Raw genomic sequence first — 17,626 nt, 5'->3', positions numbered from 1 at the left:
CCTGTTCGACCGATCATCTGACTTGAGGAGCCGGGCCAATGGATAGCATCGACACGCTTGTCGTAGCGGCATTCGCTTTTGTCGGCAGCCACTTTCTTCTGTCCCATCCGTTGCGCGCGGGGATGGTCCGTGCGGTCGGCGAACGGGCCGCCATGGGCATCTATTCGCTGATTGCGATACTGACCTTCGGCTGGATGGTGATGGCCTACGACAGGACGCCCGTTTCCGCGCCGCTATGGCCGGCAGGCGTCGCGCTTTGGGCGGTCGTGACCGTGGTCATGCTGATCGCATCGATCCTTCTGATGGGCTCGCTGATCCGCAACCCCGCGTTGCCCAGCGTCGGCCGGTCCGCCGCGTTTCCCGACGCGGCGCACGGCGTGTACGCGGTCACACGTCACCCGATGATGTGGTCGTTCGCGCTATGGGGTCTTTGTCATATCGCGTTGTTCCCGGTCACCCGGAACATCGTGCTTGCCGGTGCGATCATCGTCCTCGCGCTGGTCGGTGCCGCGTTGCAGGACCGCAAGAAGCGGCAACTGCAACCCGATCTGTGGCCCGCATGGGAGTCGAAGACGAGCTATCTGCCGTTCGCGGCGATCGCGGCCGGCCGCGCGCGGCTGGGCGGGTTCGGCATGCACGCGCTGGCAGGCGGCGTGGTTTTCTGGCTGGTGGCGAGCTGGGCTCATATCCCGCTCGCCGGCGTACCGGCCGGCATCTGGCGCTGGCTCTAGCCGGCCGATGCCACGAGATTTGTTCTCGTGGCGCAAGACTCTTTGTCCACGGTGTGTGTTCGAATTCGCGGCGAATGCGCCTACAGTGCGCTCCATCGGGTCCATCGATTCGAACGGCCGGCAGGCCGGAACAATCACACTGTGAGACAAACCATGAGCACTTCCAAAGTCGTCATCGTCACCGGCGCATCGCAAGGCATCGGCGCTGAAACCGTCAAAGCCTTCCGCGCGCAGGGTCATCGCGTCGTCGCCACGGCTCGCTCGATCGCACCGGCCGTCGAGTCAGACTACGTCGCTGTGGCGGGCGACATCGGCGACGCCAACACCGCCCGCCGCGTCGTCGACGCTGCCATCGAGCACTTCGGACGCGTCGATACGCTCGTCAACAACGCGGGCATCTTCATCGCGAAGCCTTTCACGCAGTACACCGCCGAAGACTACGCGGCGATCCTGAACGTCAACCTGAACGGCTTCTTTTACATCACCCAGTACGCGATCGACGCGATGCAGAAGCACGGCAGCGGTCACGTGCTCAGCATCACGACGACGCTCGCCGACAAGGCGAACAGCAAGGTTCCGTCGGTGCTCGCGTCGCTGACGAAGGGCGGTCTGAATGCCGCGACGCGTTCGCTCGCGATCGAATATGCGCGCGCCGGTATCCGCGCCAACGCGGTGTCGCCCGGCATCATCAAGTCGCCGATGCATCCGGCCGAATCGCACGCGACGCTTGCCGCGATGCATCCGGTCGGCCACATGGGCGACATGAGCGACATCGTCAATGCGATCCTCTATCTCGACTCGGCACCGTTCGTGACCGGCGAGATCCTGCACGTGGACGGCGGCCAGAGCGCCGGTCAGTAAACGGTCTGGCGTCACCCGCGCTCGCACAGCAAGCGAACCACACCCGCACCCACGACGCGATTCACCGTCGGTGCGGGTATCCGCACATTGCGCGCGTGATCCAATTCACGCGCTCGACACCACGCTCAAGGAACTCACCATGTCCGTTCAACAGAAACTCGCCGAACTCGGTCTCGAACTGCCCACTCCGCCGCAACCGCTCGGCAGCTATACGGCTGTCAGCGAAGCCGGAAACCTGCTCTTCATCTCGGGGCAGGTGCCGCTGTCCAACGGCAAGATGGTTTATACCGGGCGTGTCGGCGACACCTTGACACTCGAACAGGGCCGCAAGGCTGCCCAACTCGCCGCGCTCAACGCACTCGCGCAGATCTCGCGTCATCTCGGCGGTTTCGAGCGTCTGCATCACATCGTTCGCGTTGAGGGACACGTCAGTTCCGCCGATGGGTTCTTCGATCAGCCCGCCGTGGTCGACGGCGCTTCGGACCTGTTCGCCGCCGTGCTCGGCGACAAGGCGGGACATGCGCGCTCGGCGTTCTCGCATAGCCAGGGTCCGGCCAACGCCGCCGTCGTGATCGTCGTTATCGCCGAGATCGTGCCCGCCTGATCGACGCGCGCCACGCGCGGCGCATGCCCGTCCCGCTTCGCGCCGCGCGTCTCGAACTGCTTCATGAGCCGGCCCCGGGCCGGCTCACTTCATTTAGAACATATCCGACGCCGCCTGACGTACCGCGTGCGTGTCGCCGGCTTCCCGCTGATCGCAAGACGGGATGAAAGGCCCGGTGATCATCTGCGCATAGTCTGGTCGATCATGACCTCGAGGAACGCCGGTCCGGCGAATTCGACAAAGGCCCCGAGTTTCTCTTCCAGTTCCGCGAGCGATTCGACGCGCTGCGCGAACTCGAACCCATCGGCCTGCGCCGCCATCACGAAGTCCTTCCGATGAAGCGACTTGTCGCTCACGCACAAGCGTCCGTCGTAAAAGAGACGTTGCCACACTCGTCATAGATTTCACCCGCCCTCGTTTAGTTAGCTGTACTGGGAACTGACCCGTATGCGGTCGGGCCAAAGCGGGAGATGCGGCTTACGGAGCCGCGAAGGCAAAGAGCGCGCGTACGGCGGCAACCGCACCTAGTCGGGAAGCGACGACTCCGCCGCAATGCGGAGCTCGCGATAGGCGCTCACGAGCGCATCGAGGCTGAACGACCGATTCAGGCCGCTTGGGTTTGGCAGCACCCACGCGCGAGCACCGCCGAAATCGCGGGCCTGCGAGCCCCATTCGATATCACGCTGGCCGGACATCTCGGCGAGTGCCATCTTGCCGAGAAACGCGACGAATCGCGGCGCGTAGTGTCGGATCTTCAGTTCGAACTGCGCCGCGGCGGCTTGAATCTCCGTCTTCGACAATTGGTCCGCGCGAGCCGTGGGACGTGCAACCGCGGCAGTCAGACCATATCCATGGTTCAGTAATCGACGGTCGTTCTCGGGGCGAAACTCGTCGTCCGTGAAGCCTGCGCGATGAAGCACTCTCCAGAACCGGTTGCCCCTGCCTGCAAAGTGGTGCCCCGTCGACGCTGCGAGCAATCCCGGGTTGATGCCGCAGAAGAGGATCGACAAGCCGGGCTGGATAATGTCGGGAAGGGATTGCCCGGCATAGTCGTTGACGACGGACGACACGTCGGCCAGCTCCGCGATGGACTCACTGTTGCGCACTCTCCTCCCCTCTGAATCGCATCCGATATTGCTTCGGCGTGACGCTGAGCCGCCGCGAGAAAGTCGTGCGCATATGCGTGGCGTTGTGAAAGCCGCATTTGAACGCGACCGTCTTCAGCGGAGCATCGGTATCCTCGAGCAGTTTTCTCGCCGTATCGACGCGCACCTGCTCGACAAATACCGATGGCGTCACTTTCGCGTGCTTCGCGAATACCCGCGACAACGTGCGGCGGCTCACCGAGGCCGCGCTCGCGAGTTCCTCGATCGACAGCGTCCCGGTTATATGCTCGCTCACATATCGATAGACCTTGTGGAGGATCGGATCTTCTTCCTTGCCCGCGCCGATATAGGGGCTGTACTGCGACTGACCGCCTTCGCGCTGGATATACACGACCAGACGCTTCGCGACCCGCACCGCGAGTTCATGCCCCCAGTCCTCGGCGACGAGCGCCAGACACAGATCGATGCCCGCGGTCACGCCGGCTGACGTGAAAAGGCGTCCGTCGCGAACGAAGATCCTGTCCGGCTGCACGTTGGCCTGCGGAAATTCACTGGACAGCCGATTCGCGTCCGACCAGTGCGTGGTGACCTCCTTGCCATCGAGCAGCCCCGCATGCGCGAGCACGAATGCACCATTACACACGGAGCCGAAGCGGCTCGCGCTGCGCGCCTGATTCTGCAACCACGTCAGGAATTCATTAGACGGCTGGGCATCGGGCAACTGCGGTCCGCCCGCAACCAGCAGCAGATCCCATTGAATGTCGCGGTCGGCATAGCCGAACGAAACCGCCAGCTGCATCCCATTCGAACAGGTCACGGTGCCCGCCTCGCTTCCGACCAGCCTGACTTCGTAGCGCTGATGCTCGGGAAGAAACGTATTCGCCTCGGCGAACACATCGAGTGGGCCTGCCACATCCAGTGCCTGCACACCATCGAATACAACAATGGCGACTTTCATGCCGTGACCTTCATGGTGGGAACTATGTTTGCGATGCCGTGGCGCAGCTTAGCGCATCGGCGGCCGTTCATGCCGTCAGCGTCTGGAAAAACTATTGTGTCTGGGGGTAACAAATGTCTCTTCGCCATGATGCGCCACGCCCAGGTGCCTGGCCCAAAACTATAACTAGTTGGCAGGCGAGCGAACCATCCGTGCGTTTGCTCCACCGCATCGATTAACTAGACTGTGTACACGACCGCGGCCCGGGATTTCACCCGGGCGTGCCGGGAAGTCTTCCGCTCAGGACGGCGCTTGTGACGCGCGTCGATGCCTGGCTGTAGCGCGGGCGACGACAAGCAGCGATAGCAGTCACTCCATGTGTTGCGGTCGGCTCACGACCGCACAGCGAGCAAGGGCAGATTCATCATGTTCAAGGAACGTCAGAGCTCTTTCCTGTTCGGGGGCAACGCCCCCTACGTCGAAGAGCAATATGAGCTTTACCTGGCTGACCCGAATGCGGTCACGGCCGAGTGGCGGGTGTGGTTCGACGCGTTGCGCGACACCCCCGCCATCGATGGCAGCGATCGCGACGACCAGCCGCACGCACCGGTGATTTCGAGCTTCCTCGAGCTGGCCAAGCGTACGCCGCGTGCTGTCGTCGCGACGGGCAATGAGGCCGGTGACGGGGGAAACAGGCAGGCCGCCGACGCTCTGGGCCTCGCGAGAAAGCAGGTGGCGGTGCAAACGCTGATCGCCGCATTCCGGATGATCGGCACGCGCGTGGCCGATCTCGACCCGCTGGCGTGGACGCCGCCGCGCTCCTACGCCGAGTTGACGCCGGCCTACTATGGCCTGTCGGCCGCCGACATGTCGACCACCTTCAGCACCGCCGACACGTATCTCTTCGAGGACGACGCGACGCTGAAAGAGATCCTCGCCGCGCTCGAGCAAACGTACACCGGCACACTCGGCGCCGAGTTCATGCACCTCACCGACGCACAGCAGCGGCGCTGGTGGCAGATGCGGCTCGAATCCACGCGCGCCACGCCAGCGCTGCAGGCTGCGGAGAAACTGCGCCTGCTCGAACGTTTGAGCGCAGCCGAAGGGCTCGAAAAACATCTGCACTCGCGCTATGTCGGACAGACGCGCTTCTCGCTCGAAGGCGGCGAGTCGTTGATCGTGCTGCTCGACGAACTGGTCCGGTACGGCGCGTCGAAGAAACTGCGCGCGCTCGTGATGGGCATGGCGCACCGCGGCCGTCTGAACGTCCTCGTCAATGTCGTCGGCAAGCCGCTGCGCGCACTGTTCGACGAATTCGACGGCAAGGATGCCGAAAAACTGACGGCAGGCGATGTCAAGTATCACAAGGGCTTTACGAGTTCGGTCGAGACCGATGACGGACCGGTCGAAGTGATGCTCGCGTTCAACCCGTCGCATCTGGAAATCGTGAATCCGGTTGTGCAAGGCATGGCGCGCGCGAAGGACGATCTGGCCGACAGCGACGATGGCGGCGACGTGCTGCCGGTGGAAATCCACGGCGACGCGGCGATGAGCGGACAGGGCGTGGTGATGGAAACGCTGAGCCTTTCCTATACGCGCGGACACGGCACCGGCGGTACCGTCCACGTCGTCGTCAACAACCAGATCGGTTTCACGACTTCCGATCCGCGCGACACGCGTTCGTCGTTCTACACGACGGACGTCGCGAAGATGATCGAGGCGCCGATCCTGCACGTCAATGGCGACGACCCCGAAGCGGTTGCGATGGCGGCGCAGCTCGCCCTCGACTATCGCACCACCTTCAAACGCAGCGTCGTCATCGATCTCGTCTGCTTTCGCAAGTACGGGCATCAGGAACAGGACACGCCCGGCATCACACAGCCGCTGATGTATCGCGCGATCGCGAATCATCCGGGCGTGAGGGCACGCTACGCGAACCGGCTGATCCAGCAAGGCGTGCTCACGGCCGAGGAGGCGCAGCACTACGTCAGCGCACGTCGCGAACTTCTCGAACGCGCGCACGAAACCGTCGGTTCCTATGCTTCGCCGCTACACGAGGAAGCCGGCAAGCGCTTGCGCTCAGCCGCGCAGTCAGGCCCCTCCCGCGACCTCGTGCCGTCGGCCGACGAGCTGCGCGGCCTCGCGCAGCGGATCTCGACCGTCCCCGCGGACCTGACGCTGCATCCGCTCGTCAGGAAGATGATGAACGGGCGTCAGGAGATGGCCTCCGGAAAACGCCTGCTCGACTGGGGCATGGGCGAACATCTGGCATTCGCGTCGTTGCTCGCGGCCGGGGTCAGTGTCCGGCTGAGCGGGCAGGACAGCGCACGCGGGACCTTCAACCATCGGCATGCTGTGCTGCACGATCAGACCCGGATGCATCGTCCCGATGGGGTCTATGTTCCGCTCGATCATATCGGCACAGCGCAAGGCCGGTTCAGCGTGACGAACTCGATTCTCTCCGAGGCCGCCGTGCTGGCATTCGAGTATGGCTATTCGACGGTGAATCGCAATGCGTTGGTGATCTGGGAAGCGCAATTCGGTGACTTCGCCAATGGCGCGCAGGTGGTGATCGACCAGTTCATCGCGGCGGGCGCGGCCAAGTGGGGACAACGTAGCGGCCTGACGCTGTTCCTGCCTCACGGGCAGGAAGGCCAGGGCCCCGAGCATGCGTCGGCGAGGCTCGAGCGCTACCTGCAATTGGGTGCGCAGGACAATATGCGGGTGGCGCAACCGACCACGCCCGCGCAGCTGTTCCATTTGCTGCTGATGCAGGCGCATGCCGCCGAACCGCGCCCGCTCGTCGTGATGACGCCGAAGTCGCTGCTGCGCCACCCGGAAGCGACCAGCACCTTCGACGAGTTGAGTCACGGTGAATTTCGCGCGGTTCTGCCGGACGCTCAGATCGACGCAGCGCGCGCGTCCAAAGTCGAGCGTGTGATCGTGACGAGCGGCAAGGTCTACTTCGAATTGCTCGAGCATCGCCGCGGCGCTGGGATGACCGACACCCCGATCATCCGCGTTGAGCAACTCTATCCGTTTCCGGCGCAACAACTGGCCGCCGAGCTTGCGCGTTTTCCGAAGCTGAAGACCGTGGTCTGGTGCCAGGAGGAAGCGCGCAACCAGGGCGCATGGAGTTTCGCCGAGCCGCGGCTACGCGAGCTTCTGCGTCCCGGCACGACGTTGCTGTACGCGGGACCTGATGCATCCGCATCCACCGCGCCGGGATCGCATGCGGCGCACGTGGCGAGACAATCCGCGCTCGTGTCGCGGGCGTTCACCGGCTGAGCGCGTATGCGTGTCGCGATGATGCTCTATGCGGGGTTTCAGCTACTCGAGGTCAGCGGCCCGATGGATGTGTTTCATCAGGCAAACCGCCTGTATGGCGGTGTCCTCTATGAATCGCATCTGATCGGGCCGTCGCCCGGGCCGGTGTTTTCTTCGAACGGGACGGCCGTGGGTACGACCGAATGCCTGTTCGATACGCACCCGCCATTCGATATCGTCGTCGTGCCCGGGTCCCCGGTGGTCAGTTCCGCGCGTGAGCATCGTGAACTCGTCGACTGGTTGAGCGATGCGGGGCCCAGCACCCACCGGCTCGCCTGCATTTCGAACGGCGCGTTTCTGCTGGCAAGAGCCGGCCTCGCCGATCGCCGCTGGCTGACCACCCATTGGCGCGACGCTCGACGCCTCGCAGACGAATATCCGCTGGTCCATGTGATGTCGAATCCAGGCTGCCTGAAGGACGGCAACCTGTACTCGTCGGGCGGTGCGAGTGCGGGCATCCACCTCGCCCTGTCGCTCGTGCGGGAAGACCTCGGCGAACAGGCCGCGGGAACGATCGCCACGGCGTTATTGAGGCCGCCGGCAGGTGGCGCGACAAGCGCACGGATGAATTGATGATAGACACGAATCTGATTCACAAGGCCCTCGCGAATCCGCTGCGGCGTGACATTCTCGCGTGGTTGAGAGCTCCCTTCGAAGCGTTTCCGAACGACTATGTCAACCTTGGCTGCGGCGTACCCGTGCACGCAATCCAGGCGCGCAGCGGGCTCGCCCAATCGACGGTATCCGCCCATATCGCCGTGCTCGTCGAAGCGGGACTGCTGGTTCCGAAGCGAGTCGGCCAATGGATCTTCCTGTCGCGTGACGAGGAAGTGATACGGACATTTACGGAACAGATTCGAACGCATTTGTAATGGACAAGCTCAACATGATGCGGATCTTCGTGCGCATTGCCGAAGAAGGAAGCTTCACTGCGGCGGCCTCGCGCCTGAACATTCCGACAGGCAACGCGTCGCGGGCGGTCGCGCGACTCGAGACGCATTTGCGCACCCGTCTGCTGCACCGGAGTACACGGCGCCTCGCGCTGACCGAGGCGGGTGAGCGATATCTGGAGCGGTGCCAACAGATACTCGCCGCTGTCGACGAGGCCGATGCCGAGGCAGCCAATGCGCAAGTCAGACCCTCGGGGCGGCTGCGCGTGCATGCGTCGCCGGGCTTTGGCACGACCTATCTGGTGCCGGCGGCGGTCCGCTACCACGAGCGCTATCCTGCCGTGTCGGTCGAGCTGACGTTATCGTCCGGCACGCCGGATCTTCTCGACGATGGCTATGACCTGATGCTTCGATTGAGTTCGACGGAGCTTCCCGACTCGGGGCTCGTTTCGCATCGGCTCGGCGACGTCCACAGCGTGCTCTGTGCGGCGCCCGCCTATCTGCGCGCGCGCGGTACGCCGCTCACTGTGCAGGACATTCAGTCTCACACGTGCCTGCAGCTCGTCATGTCGATTTTCCCGCGCGATCGCTGGCATCTGGACGGCCCCAACGGCCGTGAAACGGTCGAACTGGCCAGAACCGCGGTCGAAATAAACCTGCCTGACGCGCTCGGCGTCGCGCTGCGCGAGGGAGTGGGCATCGGCGCGCTACCGATGCCGAGCGCCCTGCCCCTGCTCGAAAGCGGCGCACTGGTTCGGGTGCTGCCGCAGTATCGGCTGCAGAAACTCACGGCCTACACGGTCCACGCGTCGCGCCAGTATCTGGACGCCAAAATCAGAACTTTCGTGGATTTCCTGCGTGAGGCCGTGCCGTCGGCATTGGCCGAGGACGAGGCGGCGCTCGGTCGTTGAGTTCCGCGCTGGTGACCTGCCGCTTCACGTCGTGTCGCGGCAGGCTGCGGGTGAAGCGCTTCAACCCGCCGTTGCCTTGCGCTGGTGCGACGCCACGCGTTGCGCTTGCGATTGCGATTGCGCTTGCGGTTGCGGTTGCGCGGCCATCGCGCGGGAGACCATTTCGTTTTGCTTGATGATCTTGTCGATCTCGGCGTCGGCCTGCGCATCGTATTTCGCGAAAACATCGGTGCTATAACGCGTGTTCTGCGCCGAGCCCAACTGCGAACCGGATTGGTCGCGGGTGTCGGCATCGACCGTCATCGACAGGCCGATACGCAGCGGATGCGCGGCCAGTTCGGCCGGGTCGAGTGCAATGCGCACCGGCAGCCGCTGCACGATCTTGATCCAGTTGCCGGTGGCGTTCTGCGCCGGCAGCGTCGCGAACGCGCTGCCGGTACCGGCCGAAAAACCCTCGATACGCCCGTGATAGCGCGTATGGCTACCGTACACGTCCGATGTCAGCGTGACTTGCTGGCCGACCCGCATCTGCTTGAGCTGTACTTCCTTGAAGTTCGCGTCGACCCATACGCCGTCGAGCGGCACGATCGCCATGAGCGGCGTGCCGGGCGCGACGCGCTGGCCGACCTGGACCCGGCGCTGCGCGACGTAGCCGGTCACCGGCGCCGGCAAGGTATCGCGCGCATAGGCGAGCCACGCGGTCCGCACTTTCGCGGCGGCGGCCTGCACGTCCGGATGCTGTTCGACCGTGGTGCGGTCGGTCAGCGCGTGGTTGGCTTCGCCCTGCTGACGCGCGGCGTCGAGCGCGGCCTGTGCGACGCTGACCGCGTCGCGAGCGTGCGCGATGTCTTCGGCGGACACGGCGCCCGTGTCGGCAACCGCCTCGCGGCGGTGCAGGTCGTCGCGCGCGCGGCCCAGATCGGCTTCGCGCTGCGCGACGTTCGCCGCGTAGAAGTCGTTGTTGACATACAGGCCGCTCACGCGTCGCACGGTCTGGCCGAGTTGCGCTTCGGCATCGGCGAGCGCCAGTTTTGCATCGGCCGGATCGAGCGTGACGACGGGGTCGCCTTGCTTCACGATCTGCGTGTCGTCGGTGTTGACCGCGATCACCGTACCGGTGACCTGCGGCGTCAGTTGCACGAGATTGCCGCTGACGTACGCGTCGTCGGTCTCCTGGTGATAGCGGCCCTCGGTGTAGTAGTACCCGCCGTAGGCCGCGCCCGCCAACACCACCGCGGCGCCGAGCAGCGCGATCAGGCGCTTGCGGCTCGCCGGGGGCGTGGCCTTGCTGTCGCCCTGCGGCGTGGCGGGCGCTTGCGCGCCAGGCTTCTGTACGGCTTCCTGATCCGCCAGTTCGCGGTCGGTCGTGATCGAATCGCTCATTGCAGTTCTCCTGATAGGTTTCCTGGCGTGCCGTTCAACGTGCGGCAACCGTGGGATTGACTTGACTGGTGGGTGCGGCGGCGGTGTCCGCGTGATGGTCGGTCGTGGCCGACGTATCGACATAGCCGCCGCCTAACGCCGACGCGAGCTCGATCTGCTGGTCGCGGCGGTCCATCTTCAGATTGGCGATCGCCTCGTCGGCGTTCAGCGCGGTGACGTCGGCATTGAGCACGGTCAGCTGGTTGGTCAGGCCGGCCTTGTATTGCGTGGTCGCCAGCCGATCGGCATCGCTCGCGGCCTGTTGCGCGGCCTGCGCATCGCCGAGCTGCGCGTCGCTCGAGTGGATCTGCGCGACCTGCGTGGCCACGCTGCTCAGCGCGCCGATCAGCGTCTGGTTGTAGGTCGCGACCGCATAGTCGAACTCGGCGTAGCGGCCCTTCAACTGCGCGCGCAGCTCGCCGCCGTCGAAGATCGGCAGATGGATCGCCGAGCCGACCGACGCCGTGCGGCTCGCGGCGTTCAGGAAGCGGCCGAAACCGAACGCGTCCAGGCCGATCGCGGCGCTCAGGTTGATGTCGGGATAGAACTCGGCCTTCGCTTCCTTCACCTCATGCGTGATCGCGTCGACGCGCCAGCGCGCCGCGACGATGTCGGGCCGCCGGCCCAGCAGATCGGCCGGCAGGTTGTCCGGCAGACGCACTTCGTCGCCGACGCCGAGGGTCGGCCGCGAGATCGCGAGTCCGCGGTCGGGACCCTTGCCCAGCAACGCCGCCAGTTGATACCGGGTGGTCAGGATGCTGCCGTCGAGCGCGCTGACACGGGCACGGCTGGTGGACAGATTCGCCTCGGCCGTTTTGCGCTCCACTTCGGTGTCGAGCCCGTTGGCGATGCGCCCCGCGGTGATGCGGTCGATCTGCTCGCGCCGCGCAACTTCCTGCTGCGCGATGTCGCGCAACGCGTAGAGCCGCGCCAGCTCGTTGTAAGTGCGGGCGATCGAGGTGTCGAGCGTGAGCTTGACGACCTGCTCGTCGGCTTCGCTCGCGGACGTCTCCGAGACTGCCGCCCGCAGCGCCTCGCGGTTCTTGCCCCACAGATCGAGATCGTAGGAAGCGCTGAGCAGCCCCTTGTTCTCCGTCTGCCACGAGCCCGCATAGGGCGGCGGAATCAGCGCGTTGCTGCTGAACTGCTGGCGCGTCAGCGAGTACGAAGCGTCGACGCGCGGCAGCGTGTTGGCCTTCGCCGTTTCGCTATAGGCTTGCGCCTGTTCGACCCGTGCGCGCGCCTGGGCGAGCGTCGGGCTGCCTTGCAGCGCCTCGGCGATCAACGCCTTCAGTTGCGCGTCGCCGAACTGGTCGACCCAGTCCGGAGCTGGCCAGTTCCCATGCTCCTGCGGCAGGCTCTGGGTGGTGGCCAGCTGTTGTGGCTGATCGATCTGCTTGTCGCTGTGGATGCCCGCATAGTTTGCACATGCAGCCAGCACTGCGAAGGAGATCACCGAAACACCGAGCTTCAGCGAACGGGCGACGGTGTTTGCTTTGGAAGTCTGCGTTTTCATTTTCTGACAAATCAGATTAATGGGTAAAAAAAAGCGCGGCACGATGGCCGCACCGTTCAGTCGCCTGTCAGCTTGCGAAGCAGGCGGTTCAATTCCGCGAACTCGGCTTTCGTGAATTTGCGCAGGCGGGCATTCAATACATGGGGGGCGATTTCCGGAATCCGCGCGGCGGTTTTCTGCCCCTCCGAGGTCAACGTCAGATTCACCACGCGGCGATCTTCCGGGTCGCGCGAACGTTCCAGCAGCCCCTTCGATTCCAGCTTGTCCAGCATCCGCGTCATCAGGCCGGTGTCGATGCCGAGCAGCTTCGACAGCTCGAAAGGCGTGGTTGCCACACCCTGCTTCAGCGAAAGCAGGATGCCCATCTGCTGGCCGTTGATGTCGAGGTCCTTGAGCGCCGCGTCCATTTCCGCGACGACGATGTTACGGGCCCTGACCAGCCTGAAGCCGATACTATCTGTAAGCATGAAGTTCTTCGTCGAGTAGTGGTCCATGGCGGTGTCCTCCTTGTTGATTTGAACAATATCTGCATTATCAGATAATGTCAAGGAGAATACTGTGTGTTTCATTTTCCGCCCCAACCGGGTTGGCCAATCGGCTTCAATGTCCGCCGGCGGCGGCCGCGCCCGCGGCACCACCCTTGGTCGGTTTCGTGATCCAGATCAGCGGGATGATGACGACAAAGATCACAGCCGAGATCCAGAAGATGTCGTTCAGACCCAGCATCGTGGCCTGCGCGTTCAGCGAGGCTTCGTAAAAAGCGGTGGCCTTGGGAACGCCCGCGTCCAGCGCCGCCTGCAGGTGCGCGATCGCGCCGGTAAAGCCAGGATCGTCCACGCTCGATTGCTCGGCAAGCCGTGCATGGTGAAGAATCGTACGGTCGTTCCACGCGTTGCTCATCAGCGACGTGCCCACCGCGCCGGCAAAGATCCGCGCGAAGTTGGACAGACCCGCGGCCGCCGGAATCTCCTCCGGCTTCAGACCCGACAGGATGATCGCGGTGAGCGGCGTGAAGAACAGCGCGGTTGGAATGCCCTGCAGCAAGGTGGGCAGCACGAGCGTCCAGGCGTCGACGCCGGTCGTGTAGTTCGAGCGCATGAAGAACACCGCGGCGAATCCGGCGAACGCAAGCGTGGCAAGCACCCGCATGTCCGAACGCGGCATGATCTTGCCCATCACCGGGGCGAGGATCACCGCAAAAATGCCGAGCGGCGCGGTGACGAGCCCCGCGTCGACCGCGCGGTAGCCGAGGAAGCCCTGAATCCACTGCGGCAGGATCACGAGGTTGGCGAAGAAGATCGCGTAGGCGACCGAAATCGCGATCGTGCCGCCGAGGAAGTTGCGTTTGGCGAACAGCCGCAGGTTGACGATCGGTTTTTCCTCAGTCAATTCCCAGATCAGGAAGAACACGAAGCTGACCGCGGCGACAATGGTGAGCACCCAGATCACAGGCGAGCTGAACCAGTCGAGGTCACGGCCCTTGTCGAGCATGATCTGCAGCGGCGCGACCCAGGCGATCAGCGAGATCAAGCCAACCTTGTCGATCGGGAGTTTGCGCGCCGGCGTCTCGCGGTCGCGGTAGATCGCCCAGATCGCGCCCGCGGCAAACAGGCCGACCGGCACGTTGATGTAAAAGATCCATGACCAGCTATAGCTGTCGGTGATCCAGCCGCCGAGTGCCGGCCCCGCGATGGGCCCGACCGTCGCGGTCATGGCCCACAGCGCCAGCGCGCTCGAACCTTTTTCCTTCGGAAACGACGTGAGCAGCAAGGCCTGCGACAACGGCACCAGCGGCCCCGCCACGGCACCCTGCACGATACGGGCGACGAGCAGCGTCGGCAGGTTCGGCGCGAGGCCGCACGCCGCCGACGACAGCACGAACAGCAGGATCGCCCAGACGAACAGCTTGACCTGGCCGACGCGCTGCGTGAGCCATCCGGTCAGCGGAATCGACACCGCGTTGGCCGCGGCGAACAGCGTGATAACCCATGTGCCCTCGTCGATCGACACGCCGAGGTTGCCGGACAGGGTCGGAATCGCGACGTTGGCGATCGACGAATCCAGCACGTTCATGAAGGTGGCGAGCGCCACGGCAAAGGTGCCGATGGCAAACCTGGCGCCCGTCAGCGGGGCCGGCGCGGCTGGGTTGGTCGATGGATTCATGTGACGTCCTCGTCTCGGTTCGCAGTGCCCGGCGTTGCCGGGCGATTATCTGCAATGTCAGATAAATGGTTAAAAAAATGCCGCCTCAGCGGTCCAGCAGTCTTGAAAGGAGCAGGCTCAGCGCGTCGAAGTCCGACTTCGAGAAATGCGCAAGCCGCTCGCTCCATGCTCCCTCGACAACCCGCGTGTTGCGCACGGCGACGGCCTGCCCGCTGTGCGTCAATGACACATCGACGAGACGGCGATCCCTGCCGTTGCGCACCCGCTCGATCAGTCCGCTGTTTTCGAGCTTGTCCAGCACCCGGGTCATCCGGGCCGGGTGGACGCCCGCCAGTTTCGACAGTGCGGCCGGCGTTTTCACGCTCCCGCGTGCCAGCGCGAGCAGAACGCCGCGCTCCTGCAGATTCAGCCTTGCATCCACCAGTCCCGCCCTGAGTTCGCTTGCAATCAGCTGACGCGCCTGACCCAGCACGGACACCAGTTGCTGCGTCCGCTCGAAGTCGTCGTTGATCGAATCGTCCATCGCTTGCCTCCTCGATATCTGACTTCAATATATTTGACTATGCAGATTTAAGCAAGCGGATTTCCTGGCCGTATGCGCTACATGGTGTAAAAACAGAATTGCACCGCCGGCAACTATTGCCGCGATTCCTTGGGACCAGATTCTTTCCGGCACGGATTCGGGCGCTGCCCGCTCTCTCTTCAGGAGGACAGAACGATGACTGACAAGCCGCTTACCCTGGGTATCGATCACATCGGACTCACCGTCCGCGATCTGAACCTCACGCGTGACTTCTTCGTGCAATGTCTTGGCTGGCAGCAGGTGGGCGAAAGACCCGCCTATCCGGCTGCATTCGTGTCGGACGGACATGTGATGGTGACGCTCTGGCAAGTCACCGACGCAGCCCGCCTCGTCGAGTTCGATCGCAAGGTCCATGTGGGGCTGCATCATCTTGCGTTGCGCGTGGGCAGTGAAGAGGCGCTCAACGATATCTTCTCGCGCGTGTCCGCCTGGCCGGGCGTGAAAATCGAATTTGCGCCGGAAAACCTCGGCCCGGGGCCCAAACGCCACACGATGGTGTACGAGCCGGGCGGTATCAGGCTCGAGTTCGACCACGACCCGCGGGCCCAGGCATCCTGAACATGGGTGAGCCCGGCAATGACAGGACCAACGTCGAGACACGGAATCGCTGACCTTTTGTTCCTGCGGCTCACAACTGTTTGTCCACGCCTTGTGTTCAAAAGCGGAGCGCGACTGCATAAATTAGCAGCCATCGGAGACATCAATCCGATCACAGACTGCTGATCCAACCTACTTCAAGGTTCACTATGAGTCACTCTCCCAAAGTCATCGTCGTCACTGGTGCATCGCAAGGCATCGGCGCCGAAACGGTCAAGGCATTTCGCAAACTCGGCCACAACGTGGTCGCGACATCGCGCAGCATCAAACCGTCTGACGATCCCAACCTCGTCACTGTAGCCGGCGACCTCGCCGATCCGGCCACCGCTCGACGCGTGATCGAGGCAGCCGTCGAGCATTTCGGTCGTGTCGATACGCTCGTCAACAATGCGGGCATTTTCGTGGCGAAGCCGTTCACCCAATACACCGCGGAAGATTACGCGACGGTCACCGGCATCAATCTCGCGGGATTTTTCTACATCACGCAGCTCGCGATTGCCGAGATGGAGAAGCATGAGCGCGGACACGTGGTCAACCTCACGACGACTCTCGTGGATCACGCGATCGACGGCGTGCCGTCCGTGCTGGCCTCGCTGACCAAGGGCGGCCTCGCCGCCGCGACCCGCTCGCTCGCGATCGAATATGCGAAGCGCGGCATTCGCGCCAACGCGGTGTCGCCCGGCATCATCAAGTCACCGATGCATGCGCCCGAAACCCACGCGGCGCTTGGCGGGTTGCATCCGATGGGGCATATGGGCGAGATGAGCGACATCGTCAATGCGATCCTCTATCTCGACGCAGCGCCGTTCGTGACCGGCGAGATCCTGCATGTGGACGGCGGCCAGAGCGCGGGCCACTGAGCGGGCCATGCGATGAAAACGCGCGCGCCGCTCAGTGCGCGCGCGCGCGCGGCGCCGGCGTTTGGGGCGCCGCGGATCGGGCCAACTGCTCGATCAGAAATTCGACGAAAGCCCGCACGCGCGAAGTCAGATAGCGCGCGTGCGGATAAAGCAGGATGAATGGCCGCGTGCGCCCGCCCGCTTCGCGCAACACTTCCACGAGCCGGCCTTCGCGCAGGTCGTCGGCCACGACGAATCGATACGTCTGAAAAAGGCCCGCGCCAGCGCGCGCGAGCGTCACGCCGGCGAGCGCGTCGCCGGACGTTCCGTAGCTTCCGGTCGTCAGCACGTCGCCATTTTCCGTCGAACCCTCGAAGGTCCACGCGAGATGGCGTCCGCTGCTCGGCATCTCGAACTGGATGCACTCGTGGGCCTGCAGGTCCTCGACGGTTTTCGGCACGCCCGCGCGCTTCAAATAGGCGGGCGTCGCCACCACGACCATTTCCGCGTCTTCGAGCTTGCGCGCGACGAGGTTCGAATCGGCCGGCGCCCGTCCGCGGATCGCGAGATCGAAACCTTCGTCCGCGAAGTCGATGTTGCGGTTGCTCAGGTGCGTCTCGACCTGGACTTGCGGATAGCGCTCGCGAAACGCTGGCAGCAGCGGCAACACGCGATAGTGCCCATAGGGCGTCGGCATGCTGATGCGCAGCACGCCGGCCGGCGTGGTCTGCTCGCCCGTCACTTCGCGCTCGGCGTCCATCAGTTGCGACAGCGCCTCGCGGCACTGCTCGAAGTAGCGCCGACCCGCGTCGGTCAGTCGGATCTGGCGCGTCGTGCGCACGAACAGGCGCACACCGAGCCGTTCCTCGAGCCTTGCGACCGAGCGGCTCACGGCCGCCGGCGTGACGCTCGCGGCATTGGCCGCGAGCGTAAAGCTTCCGAGTTCCGCCGCGAGGCAGAAGAGCTCGATGCTGCCCAGCAGCAGATCGTCGAATTTGCGTTGCATGCCGGTCTCCCTTTGTTTTTTGCTCAAGTACTCATCGATCTCTGCCGCGCGGGACCGAACGCGTAGGCACGGAACTGATGCTGCAACCCAACCGGACATCCGCACGCGCCCGCACCACGCGTGCCGATGTCTT

At 64.1% G+C, this 17,626-nt stretch carries 17 protein-coding genes and 1 pseudogene; 9 read left to right on the top strand and 9 right to left on the bottom strand.

Features of this window, described 5'->3' with window-relative positions; genetic code table 11:
- Positions 1-38: 38 nt before the first annotated feature.
- The 3 genes from L0U84_RS08630 to L0U84_RS08620 all read left to right on the top strand — a co-directional run bounded on the left by L0U84_RS08630 (position 39) and on the right by L0U84_RS08620 (position 2,196).
- Positions 39-731: an NnrU family protein gene (locus L0U84_RS08630; RefSeq protein ID WP_233849252.1), complete on the top strand. Its 693-nt coding sequence runs from the start codon at positions 39-41 to the stop codon at positions 729-731.
- Between the two features lie 153 nt (positions 732-884).
- On the top strand, positions 885-1,592 hold the full coding sequence (locus tag L0U84_RS08625; protein ID WP_233849251.1) for an SDR family NAD(P)-dependent oxidoreductase: 708 nt from the start codon (positions 885-887) through the stop codon (positions 1,590-1,592).
- A gap of 139 nt (positions 1,593-1,731) precedes the next feature.
- A complete protein-coding gene (locus L0U84_RS08620; protein WP_233849250.1) occupies positions 1,732-2,196 on the top strand; it encodes a RidA family protein in 465 nt (154 codons plus the stop codon).
- Between the two features lie 93 nt (positions 2,197-2,289).
- On the opposite strand, the pseudogene L0U84_RS44175 reads toward L0U84_RS08620, so the two are convergent.
- The 3 genes and pseudogenes from L0U84_RS44175 to L0U84_RS08605 all read right to left on the bottom strand — a co-directional run.
- Positions 2,290-2,591, bottom strand: a pseudogene (locus tag L0U84_RS44175) (thiamine pyrophosphate-dependent enzyme); the annotation flags it as partial.
- Between the two features lie 129 nt (positions 2,592-2,720).
- Entirely contained in the window at positions 2,721-3,275 is a 555-nt protein-coding gene (gene mug, locus L0U84_RS08610; protein WP_233851980.1) for a G/U mismatch-specific DNA glycosylase, read from the bottom strand.
- A gap of 13 nt (positions 3,276-3,288) precedes the next feature.
- Positions 3,289-4,260 (bottom strand): GlxA family transcriptional regulator, encoded by a 972-nt coding sequence (locus L0U84_RS08605; protein ID WP_233849249.1) that lies wholly within the window; start codon positions 4,258-4,260, stop codon positions 3,289-3,291.
- Between the two features lie 405 nt (positions 4,261-4,665).
- Between L0U84_RS08605 and L0U84_RS08600 the strand changes: the two genes are divergently transcribed.
- Genes L0U84_RS08600 through L0U84_RS08585 form a run of 4 tightly spaced genes read left to right on the top strand, consistent with a single transcriptional unit; the run spans position 4,666 to position 9,367 of the window.
- The gene (locus tag L0U84_RS08600; RefSeq protein WP_233849248.1) at positions 4,666-7,527 is read left to right on the top strand and encodes a 2-oxoglutarate dehydrogenase E1 component; all 2,862 of its coding nucleotides are present in this window, start codon (positions 4,666-4,668) and stop codon (positions 7,525-7,527) included.
- 6 nt (positions 7,528-7,533) lie between these two features.
- Entirely contained in the window at positions 7,534-8,139 is a 606-nt protein-coding gene (locus L0U84_RS08595) for an AraC family transcriptional regulator (RefSeq protein ID WP_233849247.1), read from the top strand.
- Positions 8,139-8,438 carry an ArsR/SmtB family transcription factor gene (locus L0U84_RS08590; protein WP_233849246.1) on the top strand — a complete coding sequence of 100 codons (300 nt, stop codon included), beginning with the start codon at positions 8,139-8,141 and terminating at the stop codon, positions 8,436-8,438. The genes L0U84_RS08595 and L0U84_RS08590 overlap by 1 nt, the downstream gene beginning before the upstream one ends.
- The gene (locus L0U84_RS08585) at positions 8,438-9,367 is read left to right on the top strand and encodes a LysR family transcriptional regulator (protein ID WP_233849245.1); all 930 of its coding nucleotides are present in this window, start codon (positions 8,438-8,440) and stop codon (positions 9,365-9,367) included. The genes L0U84_RS08590 and L0U84_RS08585 overlap by 1 nt, the downstream gene beginning before the upstream one ends.
- A gap of 60 nt (positions 9,368-9,427) precedes the next feature.
- On the opposite strand, the gene L0U84_RS08580 is transcribed toward L0U84_RS08585, so the two are convergent.
- The 5 genes from L0U84_RS08580 to L0U84_RS08560 all read right to left on the bottom strand — a co-directional run bounded on the left by L0U84_RS08580 (position 9,428) and on the right by L0U84_RS08560 (position 14,991).
- Complete coding sequence (locus tag L0U84_RS08580) at positions 9,428-10,750, bottom strand: HlyD family efflux transporter periplasmic adaptor subunit (protein ID WP_233849244.1); 1,323 nt, start codon at positions 10,748-10,750, stop codon at positions 9,428-9,430.
- A 34-nt stretch (positions 10,751-10,784) separates the two neighbouring features.
- Positions 10,785-12,305 (bottom strand): efflux transporter outer membrane subunit, encoded by a 1,521-nt coding sequence (locus L0U84_RS08575; RefSeq protein WP_233849243.1) that lies wholly within the window; start codon positions 12,303-12,305, stop codon positions 10,785-10,787.
- Between the two features lie 56 nt (positions 12,306-12,361).
- The gene (locus L0U84_RS08570; protein WP_233849242.1) at positions 12,362-12,799 is read right to left on the bottom strand and encodes a MarR family winged helix-turn-helix transcriptional regulator; all 438 of its coding nucleotides are present in this window, start codon (positions 12,797-12,799) and stop codon (positions 12,362-12,364) included.
- 106 nt (positions 12,800-12,905) lie between these two features.
- Positions 12,906-14,468: a DHA2 family efflux MFS transporter permease subunit gene (locus L0U84_RS08565; RefSeq protein ID WP_233849241.1), complete on the bottom strand. Its 1,563-nt coding sequence runs from the start codon at positions 14,466-14,468 to the stop codon at positions 12,906-12,908.
- Between the two features lie 85 nt (positions 14,469-14,553).
- On the bottom strand, positions 14,554-14,991 hold the full coding sequence (locus tag L0U84_RS08560; RefSeq protein ID WP_233849240.1) for a MarR family winged helix-turn-helix transcriptional regulator: 438 nt from the start codon (positions 14,989-14,991) through the stop codon (positions 14,554-14,556).
- A 195-nt stretch (positions 14,992-15,186) separates the two neighbouring features.
- Between L0U84_RS08560 and L0U84_RS08555 the strand changes: the two genes are divergently transcribed.
- Entirely contained in the window at positions 15,187-15,609 is a 423-nt protein-coding gene (locus tag L0U84_RS08555) for a VOC family protein (protein WP_233849239.1), read from the top strand.
- A gap of 188 nt (positions 15,610-15,797) precedes the next feature.
- Positions 15,798-16,508 carry an SDR family NAD(P)-dependent oxidoreductase gene (locus L0U84_RS08550; protein ID WP_233849238.1) on the top strand — a complete coding sequence of 237 codons (711 nt, stop codon included), beginning with the start codon at positions 15,798-15,800 and terminating at the stop codon, positions 16,506-16,508.
- Between the two features lie 31 nt (positions 16,509-16,539).
- On the opposite strand, the gene L0U84_RS08545 is transcribed toward L0U84_RS08550, so the two are convergent.
- Entirely contained in the window at positions 16,540-17,493 is a 954-nt protein-coding gene (locus tag L0U84_RS08545) for a LysR family transcriptional regulator (RefSeq protein ID WP_233849237.1), read from the bottom strand.
- Between the last annotated feature and the right edge of the window lie 133 nt (positions 17,494-17,626).

The organism is Paraburkholderia sp. HD33-4 (assembly GCF_021390635.1).
Classification (GTDB): Bacteria; Pseudomonadota; Gammaproteobacteria; order Burkholderiales; family Burkholderiaceae; genus Paraburkholderia.
This window is presented reverse-complemented; position numbering and strand designations above follow the sequence as displayed.

Excerpts from the sequence above, each read along its gene's own strand:
- L0U84_RS08630 (WP_233849252.1), top strand. The coding sequence starts at position 39 with ATGGATAGCATCGACACGCTTGTCGTAGCGGCATTCGCTTTTGTCGGC.
- L0U84_RS08625 (WP_233849251.1), top strand. The coding sequence starts at position 885 with ATGAGCACTTCCAAAGTCGTCATCGTCACCGGCGCATCGCAAGGCATC.
- L0U84_RS08620 (WP_233849250.1), top strand. The coding sequence starts at position 1,732 with ATGTCCGTTCAACAGAAACTCGCCGAACTCGGTCTCGAACTGCCCACT.
- L0U84_RS08605 (WP_233849249.1), bottom strand. The coding sequence starts at position 4,260 with ATGAAAGTCGCCATTGTTGTATTCGATGGTGTGCAGGCACTGGATGTG.
- L0U84_RS08600 (WP_233849248.1), top strand. The coding sequence starts at position 4,666 with ATGTTCAAGGAACGTCAGAGCTCTTTCCTGTTCGGGGGCAACGCCCCC.
- L0U84_RS08595 (WP_233849247.1), top strand. The coding sequence starts at position 7,534 with ATGCGTGTCGCGATGATGCTCTATGCGGGGTTTCAGCTACTCGAGGTC.
- L0U84_RS08590 (WP_233849246.1), top strand. The coding sequence starts at position 8,139 with ATGATAGACACGAATCTGATTCACAAGGCCCTCGCGAATCCGCTGCGG.
- L0U84_RS08585 (WP_233849245.1), top strand. The coding sequence starts at position 8,438 with ATGGACAAGCTCAACATGATGCGGATCTTCGTGCGCATTGCCGAAGAA.
- L0U84_RS08580 (WP_233849244.1), bottom strand. The coding sequence starts at position 10,750 with ATGAGCGATTCGATCACGACCGACCGCGAACTGGCGGATCAGGAAGCC.
- L0U84_RS08575 (WP_233849243.1), bottom strand. The coding sequence starts at position 12,305 with ATGAAAACGCAGACTTCCAAAGCAAACACCGTCGCCCGTTCGCTGAAG.
- L0U84_RS08570 (WP_233849242.1), bottom strand. The coding sequence starts at position 12,799 with ATGGACCACTACTCGACGAAGAACTTCATGCTTACAGATAGTATCGGC.
- L0U84_RS08565 (WP_233849241.1), bottom strand. The coding sequence starts at position 14,468 with ATGAATCCATCGACCAACCCAGCCGCGCCGGCCCCGCTGACGGGCGCC.
- L0U84_RS08560 (WP_233849240.1), bottom strand. The coding sequence starts at position 14,991 with ATGGACGATTCGATCAACGACGACTTCGAGCGGACGCAGCAACTGGTG.
- L0U84_RS08555 (WP_233849239.1), top strand. The coding sequence starts at position 15,187 with ATGACTGACAAGCCGCTTACCCTGGGTATCGATCACATCGGACTCACC.
- L0U84_RS08550 (WP_233849238.1), top strand. The coding sequence starts at position 15,798 with ATGAGTCACTCTCCCAAAGTCATCGTCGTCACTGGTGCATCGCAAGGC.
- L0U84_RS08545 (WP_233849237.1), bottom strand. The coding sequence starts at position 17,493 with ATGCAACGCAAATTCGACGATCTGCTGCTGGGCAGCATCGAGCTCTTC.